The sequence below is a fragment of the Paenibacillus sp. Y412MC10 genome, from assembly GCF_000024685.1.
Taxonomy (GTDB): domain Bacteria; phylum Bacillota; class Bacilli; order Paenibacillales; family Paenibacillaceae; genus Paenibacillus_AQ; species Paenibacillus_AQ lautus_A.
This window is the reverse complement of record NC_013406.1, coordinates 3,204,895-3,221,181: the sequence shown is the minus strand read 5'-3', so window position 1 is coordinate 3,221,181 and position 16,287 is coordinate 3,204,895. Positions and strand designations below refer to the sequence as shown.

Below are 16,287 nucleotides of genomic sequence, written 5' to 3'. Positions count from 1 at the left end.
CCATGAATGAACAGCGCCAAATCACGGTTCTTCAGGCCTCTGCCATTACGATCAGCACCATCGTGGGAGTAGGCGTTCTTGCACTCCCTTTGTCTGCGGTCAAAGCTGCGGATGCCGGGGCTCCGTTCGTTACTTTTTTGGGAATGCTGCTGGCGTTTGTCGGACTTTTCTTCATGACCCGGCTCGGCATGCGGTTTCCGAACGACTCTTACGTGGAGTACAGCGAAGTCATCATCGGCAAGTGGTTCGGTCGAATCGGAAGCTTGATCTCGATTGCGTTTTTTGCGGTTTTGAGCTCACTGGTCGCCAGAGAATTCGGAGAGGTTGTCGTTACGGCTGTCCTGAAGAACACACCGCTGGAGATAACCGTACTGGTCATGCTGCTGTTGGCTGCATTTTCTTCACGCCGGAATATCATGACCTTTTCGTATATCCACTTATTTTACAGCCCCTTTATTCTGATACCTGCCCTTTTGATCGTCGCCCTTTCATTAAAAAATGCAGACTTGGTCAATGTACTCCCTCTATGGGGAAATGAACCCGGAGGCATACCGGCAGGCATTATTACGCTCTCCACCGTGTTCCAAGGATACTTTATTATGATGATGGTCATTCCGGCCATGTGCAAACCTGAAAGAGCGATGCGGTCCAGCCTATGGGCCATGGTAGTAACCGGCGCTTTGTATATTTTGATCGTGGCTGCCACCGTGGGTGTGTTCGGAGCCGAGGAAACCAAAAAGCTGTTGTGGCCGACACTGGAGCTTGCCAAAGCAACTTCATTGCCTGCCAATGTGCTGGAACGCTTGGATGCAGTCTTTCTAGCCGTATGGGTAACGGCTGTATTTACATCCTTGTTCTCCTGTTACTACTTTACGCTTTACTCGATAAGCAAGCTATTCCGGTTAGCGGACCATGGGATGTTGTCCTTCTTCATCCTCCCCTTTCTGTTTGTGTTGGCCATGCTGCCCCAAAGCTTGATTCAATTGAATGAAGTGAACGGCATGATATCCAAATATGGACTGCTGATTACTATCGCGTATCCCGGAATCCTGCTGATCATCGCCATTCTGCGCAAAAAAAGAGGTGCCGCCAAATGATCGGGGAAATTTACAGCGGTTATTTGGATGTTGCCATTCTGATCTGGCTCTTCTGCGGCTTGTTCAATCTGTTCATCGACATGAATAAGTACAGACAATCGAACATGACCAAGGAAAAAAAAGTATCCCGCGTGCTGGGTTGGATCAATATCAGTATCGTAACGGTTTGGTTTCTGGTTATCGTCCTTGTTAAAGTCTTCGTGTGAGTTTAGATGTCTGAGTTCAGGAGGATCTCAATGAGTAAGAGAGTAAACGCCGGCTTTAACCTAAAATTCATGATCCTTCTTCTCCTCTGCTCACTTCTAACAGGCTGCTGGGATCGGATGGAGATTGAGGAACGCGCCGTCGTTCTTGGCATTTCGATCGACACGGCCGGCAAGGATGGCGAGATTCGTGAAGATGAAATTTCTCATCTTCGAGGGAAATATCCCGCACCGCAACAGGAAATGATCCAGTTATCCGTTCAAATCGCTCTTCCCGGCAGGATACCGCTCGGACCCGGCGAAGGCGGTGCTTCAGGAGAAGGCGCCCAAGAAACCGTGTGGGTGCTTGATGTTGTAGGACATACCGTCGATGATGCGATGATGAATCTCCAGCAGCAAATATCAGGCAAATTGTTTTTTGGACATCTCCGCGTCATCGTTGTATCGGAAGAGTTTGCCAGAAAGGGGATGGAGAATTTAAACGACTATCTCCACCGAAACGCGGAAGTTCGCCGTATGGCCTGGCTGATGGTATCCAAAGGGAAAGCGAGAGAACTGATGGAAGCAGCCCCGAAGCTGGAGCGCGTCCCGGCATTGTATTTGTCCTCCACGCTGGACGACGCCGTTAAGCATGGCAAGTTCCCGAGCGACTATATCGGAACCTTCTGGAACAATTCGTCGAAGAAGGGGCAGGAAGGATTTCTGCCTTACATCCAAATCATGAAGGGCGATAACGTGGAAATCAGCGGCATGGCTTTTTTCAAAGGCGCCACACTGGTCGGCGTGACAAAACCGTTTGAAATTGCCGGATACTTGGTCATTAAGGGAATCAGTCCGGCAGGATATCGGGGAATCATTCATGTTGGAGACGACTCTCAGGTCGTCACCATCCATGCAACGAACCGGGAATCGGAAATCAAGGTAGACATCAAGAACGGCCTTCCTCATTTTACGATCACGGCAGTGACGGAAGTGAATGTCGAAGAGAAAAACACGGAAACCCTCCCGCTCAATAACTCACATATTCTTGAGGAAATTGCTCGGGAGAATGAACGATCCGTTAAAGAACTCATGCTCGGACTAATCCAAAAAACGCAAAAAAAAGAATCCGATATTTTCGGATTCGGTGAATTGGTACGAGCCAGAAAACCATCCTATTGGAATAGCCATGTCAAAACCGCGGATCAATGGAGTGAAATTTATAAACATACAACCTTTGATTTCCGTGTAACATCGAAAGTCCGAAGAGTCGGCATGAAGGCGGAATGATGGTGTCAGACCCACAACACAGTAATTAGCTATAAAAATAATGAACTTGAACACGGGTAAAGAGCGCTATCGCTTGAATACCACATCGGCTGCAATCGGCAGATGATCCGATGCTTCGGTTTGGATCACGCGTTGATTGGCATGCCGGACGTTAGGGGAAGTCAGAATATAATCGATGGTTGCCGACGGATTGATGACAGGGAACGTATAGGCATCGTCTATTCCCTCAAAGCTGTTTACGAATAAACCGCTGTTTAACAGTAATTGAAACTCTGAACTGTCCGGTTCCGCATTAAAATCCCCCATGAGAAGCGCAGGTCCCTGAGAGCTGGAAGCAAGGTCAATGATTTCCTGAGCCTGTGCCGTTCTGCTGGTGACATCCAGCCCGAGATGCGTGTTGTAAACATCCACATGGATTCCCCTCAGATTAACGACGGCATGAAGAACGCCGCGCTGCTCCTTCCCGAAGCTGCTTAACCATGTATTCTCGGATCGGAGTATCGGATACTTGCTCACGATGGCTGTCCCGTATTGACGGTTGTTTGTTTGTCCTTCCCCCGGTTCCAAATCAAGATTCGCGCCGTAAGCGTAATGATAGCCGAGCAAATCAGCCAATTCCTTGGCTTGGTCTTTAAAATCGCTTCGTTCCCCGTAATGCCGATCCACTTCTTGAAGCCCGACAATCTCAGCGCCGGAGTCGCGGATCACATCCGCAATTCTCTGCAGGCTCAGCTGACCATCGATTCCTACCCCATGATGGATATTGTAAGACATCACGGTGGTGCTTACTTCTTTGCCTTGACCCTTTCCCGCTGCCATGACGCCCGTTGCAAACAGGGGAATGATGAACAAGCAAGCGATTAGCGAAATGAGGCTTTTTTTCATGAACGAATCTCCTTCCATTAGTCAGATTAATATTGTAAGAATCAAATTGATTATATACGGGTTTTATTTTCGCCAGATCAAGCCACGAGCTGCTCCTTTAAAATGGTAAAAAAGAAACAGACTAGACACCCTTAATATGGTCCAGCCTGTGACCTGCGACTTACATTCGCTTGCTTGACCGCAACTATTCAATGAGTCAAAACCGCCTGCGCATCAATTAAAAATGCTGTCCGGAACGTAATATACCTTCTGCGTATTCTGCTTATTGACCGGATCCGTCACGATCGTAAAATATACGTTGCCGTTCTTGGTCTGGACTCCCTCGATTTCATGATTGCCTACATTCGTAATTTTCACGAGGGTTTTGAAAGTCCCGGTATTCGTCATCATGGCAATCTGAGGGGTTTCGCCTTCGGCTCCGCCTGACGTATAGATTTTCGTTTGGCCGAGCATATCCGCCCCCTGGAAAGATCCGTTCGGTCTGACGATGCCGCTGCCCGAATGCGTGAAGCTGTCAACCGCTGCGTTCACCGCGGCTGCGCTGTCCATCCGCACCTGTTCATTGCTGTCAAGCAGCTTATTGAGCGCGACCGTGTCATAAATGGACCAGGTCACGGTTCCTTCTTTCGTCTGAACGCGGAACACCGTATGCGTACTGTTGCCACCGCCATCAACCCGGTAGGTCTCGCCTAGCCTTGCTCCCGTTTTATTGGCGTAATTCATATAGGTAAATCGATGCAGATCCGTATAATCGACCGTCTTGCCGGCCGAATATTGCAGTCTTGCTACCTGGAGCGACCAGTAATAATCGGTTGAAGGGTCTGCTTTTGAACTGAAATAGAAATAATTGACGCCATTGTACGTATACATATCCAGCGTTTGACAGTGCCCCGTGTTGGTGACGGTCATTTTATCTACAAAAGTAGCGTCATTGCCGTTAATGAGCAATCTTGAAAGATAGCAGGTTCCCTTGGAACGCTGCGTGACATACAGATATTTATCCGCGATGTAGGCTTTTTGAACAGCCACGTTGTGTTGAAGCCCTTTTAAATTGTAGGCAAGCGTTGCCGAAGCGTTGACGGTTTTCTCTGGGGTTGCCGCGAACGCGGGCAAACCGGACATACAAAAGATAAGCATTGCAAGGATGAAGGACGTTAGTAATTTGATTTGCCTTTTCTTAAGGCTCAGCCCTTGAACGTCAAACATCAATCCACCTCCATGAAATGATAGAAATCCGTGAGTTCCTCGGCGCCCCCTTTCCTAGGTAGTGAATGTACATTTTGAGTTTACCATTTCCCCCAAGGATTTCCTGTGCTTATCATACTTAAAGTTTCAGGAAATCATGGTCCTTTAGCCCTTTTTTTTCGGTGGAACGCCCAAGAGATCATAAAGAAAAGGAGCATCCGCTTTAAGATTCGGCGAATGCTTCCTTTGTCTCTAGCAGTTTAGGGATGAAAAACAACGGATACAACAAAAGGTACAGGTTGGGCACCCACCACATGAGGTCGAAATCCGACTTGATGATCCAAAAAACGATCGCCTGCAGTCCGGAACAAAACGTCAGGGTAAGCGAGATTAAGGCGAGATTTTTCCATTTCGCATTTCTTCGTTTATGTAAGTACAGACTATACATCCCGGTAACGGATATGAATATGTCCAGCGGAAAGAACGACCAATTCCAAATAACCAACAGCTCATTGGTATAATCCTGATATAAATACTCTTTAGGAATGAAGGCCAGTGCGGTAATGACCCAATACATAATAAATCCGATATCCGTCACTAAGAACAAACCTTTTAATGTTTTGCTCAAGGCATACCCTCTCTTCTCCTTCGTGGTCTATCGTTGGCTCAAGTTTCCCTCTTGATGATACCGGCCAAAAGAATCTCTCCCATATCGCGCAGGCCCTCCTGAAGAGTCATACTGCTCCTGTTTGCCGCCGAGTCCTCCATTAACCGATAGAAGCCCCCTACATACAGATCAATGAATATTTTGGCGTTAAACGGCCGAAGCAAGCCTTGACGAATGCCTTCCTGAAATAATTCGGCAATGCTGCCCCATTGCTCATTTAGAAATTGGTCCAGACGGTTCCATTGGTTAGGATAATAACGCTGCAGCTCCGTGATGAGGTTTAGCTCGATAAACTGAAAATCAGCCGGGATCAGAATCAGACATCGTCTAAGTTTCTCCAATGTGCTGAGGCTCGCGTTATTCATGATTTCCTTCTCTTTATGCTGAAGCTCATCGATCGCCCCCGCGAGAATTTCGGCAATTAGCTCATCTTTGGACGGGAAAACGCCATACAGGGTTTTCGTGCTCATCCCCAGCTGTTTGGCCAGTTCACCCATCGTAAATCGCAATCCGCTTCTCCGGATTTCCTTGCTTGCCGCCTCGACGATTCGTTCTCTCAATGAAATTCACCCCCATCCCGGAAAATTTATAAACAGTATCATTTTCCATATTTTCCTTATATATTATCCCGATTCCTTCTTTGTGTCAAACGAATGGCTGATCACAATGAAAAGAGACAGCATGGAATGCTGTCTCTAAAATATCGATAGCTTAGACATGTAGGCAAACCCTTTGAAATAGGCTTACGCTCAGGCCTTTACCTTCAACTCAACAACGCCGCTCTCCCAATCCGAGTGGCCGCCTACTACGATGCTGACTCGGCAAGGGACGACATCGTAATCCATGTTGCGGTTCCAGATGGCCAGTTCCTCGAAGCCGAGCTTGAACGTAACGGTGGTGCTGTCCCCGGGCTCCAGCATTACCTTCTTGAATCCCTTCAATTCTCGAAGTCGGCGGGTAATCCCTGATTGATCGGCTTGTATGTAAAGCTGAACGACTTCATCCCCCTTCAGCTTTCCGCTGTTCTTCACCTCCACGCACACCTCGACACGACTTCCGGAGCGAAGCTCGTCAAGCGTCACTTCATTCTGGGAGATGGCCGGAGATCCATATTCAAACGAGCTGTAACTCAAGCCGAATCCGAACGGATATAACGGTTTTGACGGCATATCGACATAGGGACGAGGGCGCCCTGCGTTTTTCTGATTATAATAAACCGGCAATTGACCTACGGAGCGCGGAATCGAGACGGGCAGCTTTCCGCTCGGGTTCACTTGGCCAAACAGGATTTCTCCGATGGCACGGCCTCCTTCGCTGCCGGGATACCAAGCGCACAGCAAGGCATCGCTAAGCTCGGCCACCTCGCCGACGGCGAGCGGACGTCCTTGAATGAGCACGGTGATCACCGGTTTGCCGATCGCGTGAATTTCCCGAACCAACTGCTCCTGTATCCCGCCTAAGCGCAGTTCGGCTAGATCGACTCCTTCCCCGCAGTCCATTTCCGTCGGATCCCCCTCCGCTACGATCGCTGCGCCGTTATTGTCAAACATGCCCCCGAATTGACGAGCACTGCTGCCGCCGAGCACGAGCACGACCGCGTCCGCGGAACGAGCCGCTTCGATTGCTTCAGGCAAGCCCTGGGCGGACATGCCTCGAACGCTGCTTCCGGGAGCGAAGACGATGTCCGTGCCTTCGGGAGCGGCCATCCGAATGCCTTGAAGCGCCGTGACTCCACTGCCCTCGCGCTGAACGCTGGTGTAGTCCCCGAGCTGGTTGTAGAGACGGTCCGCATTAGGACCGATGACCGCCAGCCGTTTGATACTGTTGTGATTCAATGGCAGTACGCCTTTATCGTTTTTAAGAAGCACAACCGCTTCTCTTGCGACGGAAACGTTCAACTCTCTGGCGGCTGCATTGTTCACGGTCGAAGCAGCCAAGCCCTCGTCTACGTACGGCTGCTCGAACAGCCCCAATCGGAATTTCAGGCCAAGCACTCGACCAACCGCGCGGTCGATGCTCTCCATATCGGCCTTCCCTTGTTTCACCGCTTCTTCAAGCGTCGTGAACGACTTGTCCCACAGGCTTAGATCGACCCCGGATGACAGAGCAAGCGCCGCTGCCGACTCATAGTCTCCCGTAATGGACACCAAACGGTCGATGGCCGTTCCATCCGCCATGACAATCCCATCAAATCCCCATTCATCTCTCAGAATGCCGGTTAACAGCTTATCATTGGCATGACATGGAATGCCGTCGAGTTCATTATAGGCCGCCATGACGCCAGCCGCTCCTGCTTTGATCCCCGCCTCTGCGGCAGGCAGGTGAATTTCCCGCAGCTCCCGCTCGCCTGCGGGAACCGGGCCTGCGTTCCTTCCACCCTGCCCTGCTCCTTGTGCGCATAGATGCTTGAGCACGGCAGCTGCCTTATCCGGACTCTTCCATTCTTCCGGGTTTCTCCCCTGCATGCCAAACACAACCGCCTCCGTCATTCGCGCAGCCAGGTAAGGATCTTCTCCGTAACATTCCTCGGAGCGTCCCCACCGCGGATCCTGCAGGATGTCCAGTACCGAGACCAAACCTAAATGCGCGCCTCGGCTGCGGATCTCGGAGGCCACATGGGAATAGGCCTTTTCAATTAATTCGGGATTCCAGGTGGAACCGATGGCCGTATTGACGGGCAGAAGCGTTCCGTCAAGCGCTTGATGGCCGTGGGGGCATTCCTCCGAGAGCAGGACGGGAATGCCGAGCCGGCTGTGCTCGATCACGTAACGCTGGATGGCATTCGCCACCTTCGCGTTGTCCTGCGTAGGAATCCCGTTCTCATAGGTCACCCCGGACCAAGGGTCCGCCCGGAACAGACCGTACAGCGCCCCCATGCCGGCCCCCCACTCGACATGCTCCTTGAATAAGTCGGTCAGTTCAAACTCCGTTTCGGTCCCTTCGCTTCGCCGATATGCCATCCAGCCGTACAAGTGCTGGTTCAGCTGCCCAACCTTCTCCTGCAGCGTCATTCTGGACAACAAATCCTCTACGCGCTCGTCTACGGGGAGCGCAGCATTCCGATATTTCTCCATATTCCCATACTCCTTCCATCCTGGTCGTCACGCTTCTGATCATTCTTTGATATTCAAGACCCGATATTTCTTCGGCGTCATGCCTGTGTACAGTTTGAAGACGGATACAAAATACTTGTATTCTTTGTAGCCGACGCGGTCGGCAATCTCAAACACCTTGTCCTGCGTCGTCAGCAGCAGCTTTCTCGCCTCGTTGATGCGCAATTCGTTCATGTATTCGCTGAAGCTTTTTCCCGTGCTTTGTTTAAAAATATTGCTGAAGTAGCTGGGCGTAATCTTTAAATACGCTGCCACTTCCGACGCTTTCAGGTCGCTGAGATAATGATCCGCCATATACTTCTTGGCCTTCTCAATGATCCAGAACGATCTGTCGATGCCGACCCTGTCGATCAGCTGCAGCAGATCAAACACTTCCGAGGATATCGCCAGACGAATCGCGTCGGGATGATTGAACACCTCCAGATCGATCGTTCTCTCCAGGCCATGCTCCAGCTGGGTCAGACCGCTTTGACGAAGTCGCTGCCTAAGCATGATGGACAGTTCATCACACACGTTCACCATATCCGTCAACAGGTACCGCTGATCCCGGAAAAATCGGAACATGCCGTCGATTAGCTCTTCCAGCATTTCGGCATCCTGCTTGAATAAAGCCACGGACAGTTTCGAGACCATATCGGCACTGTCGAAATCGTGCTTGGCCCGGCCGTTATCCACCTCGGACTTATATTCGCGATCCAGCAAGGGGCGCTGTTCCAAGGCATAATAAGGCAATAACGCTCGCACCTCCGAGCAGATGGCTGCCGTTTGGTCCGGGGAAGCGTAAGCATCCGATACCGCGCCGTACAAACGATGCTCTTCCGGCCAGGCATCCAGCATCGCCTGCAGAATTTCTTCCCACTGCCGCTTCGGGCGAGGCTGATCCGTCATCAGCAGGGTCAACAGCAAATTTTTATGCACAAACACGGATATTTGACGAATTCCGCTGGTTTCGAGGCTTTCACGAACCGTCCGGATCCATACATGCTGCAGCATCGTTAAATCCTGTTCCGATACGGAAGCTGCAAGGTTCGAGAACTTCTCCAGCTGCGTAGCCATGAGTTTATATTCGGCACCGTTTACTAAATCGCCGGGCACCGCCTTGGTCAATGAAGTTTCATTATGCGCTGCCATGTCGGAAAGCCACAGCTCGGCATCCTTCGATGATCCGTCGACACGGGTATCTTGGCGAATGTCTTCCACGATTCCCGTCACGGCGGCCACCAATTCGTCAATATCGACGGGCTTCAGCAAGTAATCGGTTACATCAAGCTTGATGGCTTGGCGGGCATACTCGAATTCCTCATAACCGCTGATCATGATGACCCGAATCTGAGGATGACGGAGCTTCAGCTCCTTAGCAAGCTGAAGCCCGTCCATTCCCTCCATTCGGATGTCCGTCAGAACCAGATCAATCTCGTGTTCCTGCACCACCTGCAAAGCTTCATTGCCATCATAAGCCTCGGCGACGACCTCGACTCCATAATCCGCCCAGTCAATGGTATAGTGCAAGCCCTGACAGATCACCGGTTCATCGTCAACGATCAGCATTTTTACTGTCTTCACGTGTTGCATCGTACGATTCACCACCGTAGGTTTCAGAATATGGAAGCTTGAGGCGAATCAAGGTTCCTTGCGATGAAGCCTCAATCACTTCCAGTCCGTAGCGTTCTCCGAAAAATAGGTATAAACGTTCATGAATGTTGCTGAGCGCACCTCGTGTGCGGCCGGCTTGGACTCCGATTCGCAGGGATTCCCTGACTTCTTCCAAAGTAGAATCGTCCATACCCCGGCCGTTATCCTGCACGTCGATCCAAATCTCATCCTCCCGCTTATACGCGATGACCGTTATCCTGGCAACCGGTTCGCGCCGATCAAGGCCATGCTTGAGAAAATTCTCGACCAAAGGCTGAATGGTAGCCTTCAAGGTAAGCGAATTCGCCAGATCATATTCCATGTACAGCGCATATTTCAGTTTACGCCCCAGCCGTCTCTGCTGCAAATACAAATAGGAGCGTACGAATTCCATTTCTTTAGCAAGGCTGGTCTCGTAATGGCCATTGTTCAGACTGGAACGCAGGAATCGGGACAAAATTTCGATGAGCTGGCTGGACTCGACGGCCTTCTCCAGCCTGGCGGTCCAGCGGATCATATCCAGCGTATTATAGAGAAAATGCGGATCCATCTGCTCCTGCAGCAGGCGCAGCTCGGATTCGCGCTCCCTCAGTTCCAGCTTGTATTTATGCTCGATCAGTTCCTGAATCGTGGAGACCATATCGTTAAACCTGCGGTTCAGCTCGGAAATCTCATCCTTGGAACGAATGGGGACCCGAGCGTTGAAATCGCCGAGCTTAACGCGATTGGTCTCAATCTTCAGGCGCAGGATCGGCCTGATAATCGTATAGTGGAACCCGATCAAGGCCGATAAGCCCAACAGGAGAATTCCGATGAGAATGACCTGCATCAAGATGGATACGCCGCGTACATCCTGATCCAACGCAGCCTTGGGCACCATGGAAACGATCGTCCAATCGGTATTCTCCATCCGTTGATGAAAGGTCAAATACGCTTCCCCGTCGTGTCGGTATGTGGAAGAGCCCATCGTCCCGGCGGTTATGATATCCGTAATCGCTTTCCCATCGCCGATATCCAAGGATAGCAATTCTTTGGAGGGAAGTACGATTTGTCCTTCGGCATTCACAATGAATACCATGCCTTCGTCCCGCGTCAACCCCCGCTGCAGCTGTTTAAGAATACTGGCTTCATCCATGCGGATGACGAGCCTAGCCAGCGGGAGCGTGATCTCGTCATAGGAATTCAGAACCCGGAACAATGAGACGAGGTTTACTTCACCATACCAGCCGCTGGTGGAAGGATAGCCGTTGCTCCACACGATTCCGCCTTTATGCTCGTCCGCCAGCCGGTTCCAAGACTCTTCGTTGCCGTGAATCGGCTCGCCCATCTCAATGGAATTGCCGTTAAACCCGGTGATCGAAATCGATTTGATATAGTTTTTGGACATGAGCTGAAACGTCAGGAATCCTTCAAGATTCTGCTTCAACTGCTCCGCCCTCCCGCTCTCTGGCGGTGGATCAAGGCGCAGGTATTGGCGCATGTCATTGCTCAATATCAAATAATCGGCTATATCCTCGATCATGGCCGTTTGTTCTTCCAGCTGGTTCGTTACGATCTCCAGGCTGCGCTGGCTTGATTGGATAAATTGGCCGCGCAGCACTTCGTTCAGCTTGTCTTGGGCCAGGACGCCGACCCCCAGCGTAGGCAGAATGACAAAAAAGAGGAAAATGACCAGAGCCTTCTGTTTCAGACCATAATTCCCGATCCAGCCCAAACTGCTGCGCATGTCCATTCCCTCTTTCGATGTCTTCATGATGTTGAGCTGAAACCGGATTAACCTTTAACTGCGCCTGCCGTCATGCCGTTAACGAGCTGTTTTTGCAGGAGCAGGTAAAAAATAATGATCGGTATAAGCGCGATCGTCAACGCAGCCATTTGCAGCGTAAGGCTGGCCGTCTCAATGCCGACAAAGTTGGCGAGCCCAAGCGGCAATGTTTTCAGCGACGATGAACTGATCAAGACGAGTGCGAACAAGTACTCGTTCCAATTATAGATAAAGTTCAAGATCACGACGGTTGAAATCGCCGGACGCGTGATCGGTAATATGATCGACCAGAAAATCTTGAATACGCCCGCGCCGTCCATGACGCCCGACTCCTCCAAATCCTTCGGAAACCCTCTCATGAAACCCTCCAGGATAAAGATCGTCAAGGACAAATGGAACGCCGTGTATGGAAGAATCAGCGATAAGTGGGTATCCAGCAAATGCAGATTCCGCATGATCAAGAAAATCGGAATCAAGGTCGCATGAATCGGAACGACCATGCCCAGCAGAAATATCGCGTAAGTTGCACCGCGCAGCTTAAAATTGAACCTTGCCAAGAAGTACGCCGCAAGCGATCCAAGAAGGACCGTCACGACCAACGATACGACCGTTACGATGATGCTGTTAAGGAAGTAGGTATCCATATTCGCCACTTCCCATGCCTTCGCGTAATTGGAGAATTGCAGCTCGGTCGGTATGGAGAACGGGTTCGCCGCATATTCCTGCTCGGTTTTGAACGAATCTACGATCATCCAAAAGAAAGGGATTATATTAATAATAGCGAATATCCCCAAAAAAGTGTATGCCGATAAATGGAACCATTTCGTTTGTCTGTACATCTCCTCCCTCTCCCTTCTATTCTTTTTCTCTCGCCAATCGATTTACGATCGTGATGACGATAAGGCTAAACAGCAGAATCAATACGGACACTGCACTGCCGTAGCCGAATCTCATATTCATAAACGAGTTGTTGTACATATAGACGGTCATAACCTCCGTCGCATGTGCCGGTCCGCCGCCCGTCATGATCTGGATCAGATCGAACACGCGGAACGAATTGCTTATGCTGTAGACAACGGAGACGAGCAATGTTCCTCGGATCATCGGGATCGTAATCCGCATGATCCGGCTTAGTCCGGTCGCCCCGTCCAGGGCAGCCGCCTCATTGACTTCATCGGGGATATTCTGCAGCGCGGCCAATAGAATGATCATATATAAGCCGCAGTTTTGCCATATATAAGCGATGCTGATGGAGATCATGGACCAGAACGGATCCCCCAGCCAATTTTGCTGCCAGCTCTCAAGACCCAGAACGCCGAGCAGGTTATTCAGCATCCCGTATTCCGTGTTGTACACCATGCCCCAGATCAGGGATACCATCACCGATGAAATGACGACCGGCAGGAATCCGATGGTCCGGAAGAAGCTGGAGCCCTTGAGTCCTCGATTCAGCAGCAGGGCCAGCAGCAGGCCAAGCGGAATCTGACCCGCTATCCCGGTAAACATGATAATGATGTTGTTCTTAACGGACAGCCAAAAAATATCATCTTTGAAAATATCTACGAAATTGTCCAGCCCGATAAAACGCATGGGCGTGATTCCGTCCCAGTTCATTAATGAATAATAAACCGATAAGCCGATGGGAAATATGGCAATACATATATAGATAATGAGTGCTGGCGCCAAGCCCAAGAATATAGCCCATTTCGTATGCTTAAGCGTATGCATTGGCGTAACTCCTTTCTTTCTGCCTTTAATAAGAAAAACCCGCTGCCGGGTTTTTCTTTGTGCCATCATGATCTTGACTTAAGGAAGGAAATTCGCAACTTACTTCATGCTGTCGAAAGCTTCCTGAACCTCTTGGGCGAGCTCCTCCGGCGTCCCTCTGCCGATGGTCAGAGCCTGCAATCCGTTCTGCATGACGTCGGTAACTTGCGTCGGAATGACGCTGTCGAACACCGGTGCCGTTCCCTTGTTGGTCAACTCCAGCATCTCCTTGAGATACGGGCTCGCATCTTCAGGAATCTCAACGTTGGCCGGTACGACAACGCCTTTACTGATCAGATCTTTGTACAGGTCCTCATTGACAAAAAACTTAATGAATTCCTCGGCAGCCGCTTTCTTTTCATCGCTCAATCCTTTTTTAATGGAGATGCCGTACTGAACGACGCCCGCGCTTTTCACCGGATCGCCGGATCCGCCAGGGACGCTCGGGAAGAGCGCAATGCCGAATTTGTCCCCTTCCTCGTTGTTGATGCGGATTCTTCCGTCAACGGTAGAAGAAGAAATATGCATCGCTGCTTTGCCTTGAATGAAATAGTCCTGCCCTTGGACGGAATCCATGTTGTTGGCATCCGTATTGAATGCTCCCAGCTTGGACAGTTCGTCGATGACGGCAATCGCTTTCACGTATTCGGGATCGGTAAATTTGGCTTCCTTGTTCAAAATTTTCTGCAAGAAGTCACTGCCTACGTAACGGTCCCCGATAATCGACAAGAAGGACGATTGAAGCGGCCATTTCTCTTTGTTGCCCAAGGAGATCGGCGTAATGCCGGCTTCCTTCAGCTTTTTCACCGCATCGATGAATTCGTCGTAGGTAGCCGGAAATTGGTCATAACCGACCCCGGCGAACATCTCTTTATTGTAATAAATAATGTCCACGAAGGTTTGTTTGGTCGGCACGGCGAATTGACTGCCGTTCTGATTAAATCCGGCCAATGCGTCCTCCGGCAAAATATCCTTCCAGTTATCCATCAGGTCATCCAGCGGCATCAGCAGATCCCCGGCTACCAGAGGAGCCAGGTCGGCACCAGGCCATACGACGTTGATATCCGACAGGTTGTTGGCGGCAGCCAACGTGCGCAGCTTCGTTTTATACTCCGTTGCAGCTACCCCGTCCTGCTTGATGATAATGTCGGGATGCTGTTTTTCGAACTCGGCGATCCGCTCTTTGTACACCTCGTTATCCACGTTCGGCGATGTCCATGGATGCATGATGTTCAAGGTAACCTTTTCCGGTTCGGCAGCGTCTTTCTCCCCGGAGCCGCAAGCGACGGTTGACATGAGCAGCAGCGCAGCTGTTCCGGTGAGAAGCATCGTTCTAAGCTTCTTAGACGTTTTCATTTGTTATACCCCTCTCTTTATACGTTACATATCATGTTCTTATATTTAACAATATAAGATATATTAATTATACAATCGGGTTATCGATCTCAATATCCGCTAAAAAATCGATTTCATCTAATTTTTTTAAGTCATTTTGGACAAAACGGAATTCTTATTCATCATATTTCTCTCGGATGCGTTAATTTTCATCACATTAAATTCGCGTTTTTCCATTTTAATGGTATCGCTTACATCTTAGGTTCTACAGAAAGCGTGGCATTGAACTAAGTCATTTGCCACGCTCTGAAGCGTCTTTATTGCGGTTCGTTCAAAATATAATCCACTAAGTCATCCAACGGTACCGTCGCAAGGGCAATTGCCGTATCGGTTACGCCGTAATAGATATAGAGGAGATCGTCCTTGACCACATTGCCTGTCGGGAAAATGACGTTCGGGATCTGATAGCCGAATTTTTCATAATACGTCTCCGGCTCCATAATGAACCGGCGGGTTCTGGCGATGATTTTCTCGGGATTCTCCAGATCCAGCAGCAACGCCCCCACGCGATACACCGTATCTTGGTCTACGCCGTGGTAGAGCACCAGCCAGCCTTTGTCCGTCCGCACCGGAGGCGTCGAGCCGCCGATTTTTTTAAACTCCCAATCGTTGTTCTCGGCTTTTGCCAACAGCTTCGGCTCGTCCCAATGCACCAAGTCTTCGGAGTAGCTGATCCACATGGCCGCTTTTTCGGTTCCGTATTCCTCCCCTACATATTCTTCCGGTCTGCGAAGCAGCACATACTTGCCGTTGATTTTCTCCGGGAACAGAATGTTGTCGCGATCATTGATATCAAGCGGCGTTGTATCGCACAGGTACTCCCAATGAATGAGATCCTTCGAAGTCAGGATCCCGGAACGCGTCAGCCAATGGCCTTCCTCTTCGCCCCAGCCGTCCGGATATTCGGGAATCGAGCGTTCGGGGATGCCGGCTCCAGTCGGGTAATAGTTCATGGCGCACGGGCGCAAGGCATAGTTCAAATAAAAGGTGTCGTCGATCTTGACGATTCGCGGGTCCTGGATGCTGCCATAGGGGAATCCCAGCTGGTCCGGCGTTACCACCGGTTCGTCCAGCACATGGGTGAAATGCACGCCGTCCGTGCTTTCCAGCAAACCCAGGTAGTTCTTGCAGGGAGTCAGGGATCCTGCCGTCCGTTCAATCATATAGAATTTTCCGTTATCGATAATGACGGCCGGATTGAATACCGTCACCTTTCTCCAATCGTAGAGTCCAGGCACTACTATCGGATTTTCCGCATGCCGGGTGATTTTCATGGATAAGCCTCCTCGTGATTGCTATGTAAGTGTTA

Annotated in this window: 14 protein-coding genes; 3 read left to right on the top strand and 11 right to left on the bottom strand. The window is 50.3% G+C overall.

Annotated features, from left to right (window positions below):
* The first annotated feature begins 2 nt into the window (after window positions 1-2).
* Genes GYMC10_RS14060 through GYMC10_RS14050 form a run of 3 tightly spaced genes read left to right on the top strand, consistent with a single transcriptional unit; the run spans window position 3 to window position 2,569 of the window.
* Entirely contained in the window at window positions 3-1,097 is a 1,095-nt protein-coding gene (locus tag GYMC10_RS14060; RefSeq protein WP_015735077.1) for an endospore germination permease, read from the top strand.
* A complete protein-coding gene (locus tag GYMC10_RS14055; protein WP_009592028.1) occupies window positions 1,094-1,303 on the top strand; it encodes a CLC_0170 family protein in 210 nt (69 codons plus the stop codon). Before GYMC10_RS14060 ends, GYMC10_RS14055 begins: the two co-directional genes overlap by 4 nt.
* 30 nt (window positions 1,304-1,333) lie before the next feature.
* Window positions 1,334-2,569 (top strand): Ger(x)C family spore germination protein, encoded by a 1,236-nt coding sequence (locus GYMC10_RS14050; protein ID WP_015735076.1) that lies wholly within the window; start codon window positions 1,334-1,336, stop codon window positions 2,567-2,569.
* A 66-nt stretch (window positions 2,570-2,635) separates the two neighbouring features.
* Here GYMC10_RS14050 and GYMC10_RS14045 read toward each other — a convergent pair whose 3' ends face one another.
* From GYMC10_RS14045 to GYMC10_RS13995, 11 genes are all read right to left on the bottom strand, one after another.
* Window positions 2,636-3,454 carry an endonuclease/exonuclease/phosphatase family protein gene (locus GYMC10_RS14045; protein WP_015735075.1) on the bottom strand — a complete coding sequence of 273 codons (819 nt, stop codon included), beginning with the start codon at window positions 3,452-3,454 and terminating at the stop codon, window positions 2,636-2,638.
* A gap of 213 nt (window positions 3,455-3,667) precedes the next feature.
* Complete coding sequence (locus GYMC10_RS14040; RefSeq protein ID WP_015735074.1) at window positions 3,668-4,660, bottom strand: helveticin J family class III bacteriocin; 993 nt, start codon at window positions 4,658-4,660, stop codon at window positions 3,668-3,670.
* A 202-nt stretch (window positions 4,661-4,862) separates the two neighbouring features.
* The gene (locus tag GYMC10_RS14035) at window positions 4,863-5,267 is read right to left on the bottom strand and encodes a DUF5360 family protein (RefSeq protein ID WP_015735073.1); all 405 of its coding nucleotides are present in this window, start codon (window positions 5,265-5,267) and stop codon (window positions 4,863-4,865) included.
* A 38-nt stretch (window positions 5,268-5,305) separates the two neighbouring features.
* Window positions 5,306-5,866, bottom strand: a complete 561-nt coding sequence (locus tag GYMC10_RS14030) for a TetR/AcrR family transcriptional regulator (protein WP_015735072.1) — start codon at window positions 5,864-5,866, stop codon at window positions 5,306-5,308.
* A 189-nt stretch (window positions 5,867-6,055) separates the two neighbouring features.
* Entirely contained in the window at window positions 6,056-8,380 is a 2,325-nt protein-coding gene (locus GYMC10_RS14025; RefSeq protein ID WP_015735071.1) for a glycoside hydrolase family 3 N-terminal domain-containing protein, read from the bottom strand.
* A 39-nt stretch (window positions 8,381-8,419) separates the two neighbouring features.
* Window positions 8,420-9,991 carry a response regulator gene (locus GYMC10_RS14020; protein WP_015735070.1) on the bottom strand — a complete coding sequence of 524 codons (1,572 nt, stop codon included), beginning with the start codon at window positions 9,989-9,991 and terminating at the stop codon, window positions 8,420-8,422.
* Window positions 9,954-11,777, bottom strand: coding sequence for a sensor histidine kinase (locus GYMC10_RS14015; RefSeq protein ID WP_015735069.1), 1,824 nt, complete (start codon window positions 11,775-11,777; stop codon window positions 9,954-9,956). The genes GYMC10_RS14020 and GYMC10_RS14015 overlap by 38 nt, the downstream gene beginning before the upstream one ends.
* A gap of 47 nt (window positions 11,778-11,824) precedes the next feature.
* The gene (locus GYMC10_RS14010; RefSeq protein WP_009592052.1) at window positions 11,825-12,655 is read right to left on the bottom strand and encodes a carbohydrate ABC transporter permease; all 831 of its coding nucleotides are present in this window, start codon (window positions 12,653-12,655) and stop codon (window positions 11,825-11,827) included.
* A 16-nt stretch (window positions 12,656-12,671) separates the two neighbouring features.
* A complete protein-coding gene (locus GYMC10_RS14005; RefSeq protein ID WP_015735068.1) occupies window positions 12,672-13,544 on the bottom strand; it encodes a carbohydrate ABC transporter permease in 873 nt (290 codons plus the stop codon).
* Between the two features lie 99 nt (window positions 13,545-13,643).
* A complete protein-coding gene (locus GYMC10_RS14000) occupies window positions 13,644-14,939 on the bottom strand; it encodes an extracellular solute-binding protein (RefSeq protein WP_015735067.1) in 1,296 nt (431 codons plus the stop codon).
* Window positions 14,940-15,235: 296 nt separating this feature from the next.
* Window positions 15,236-16,252: a glycosidase gene (locus GYMC10_RS13995; RefSeq protein WP_015735066.1), complete on the bottom strand. Its 1,017-nt coding sequence runs from the start codon at window positions 16,250-16,252 to the stop codon at window positions 15,236-15,238.
* Window positions 16,253-16,287 lie beyond the last annotated feature (35 nt).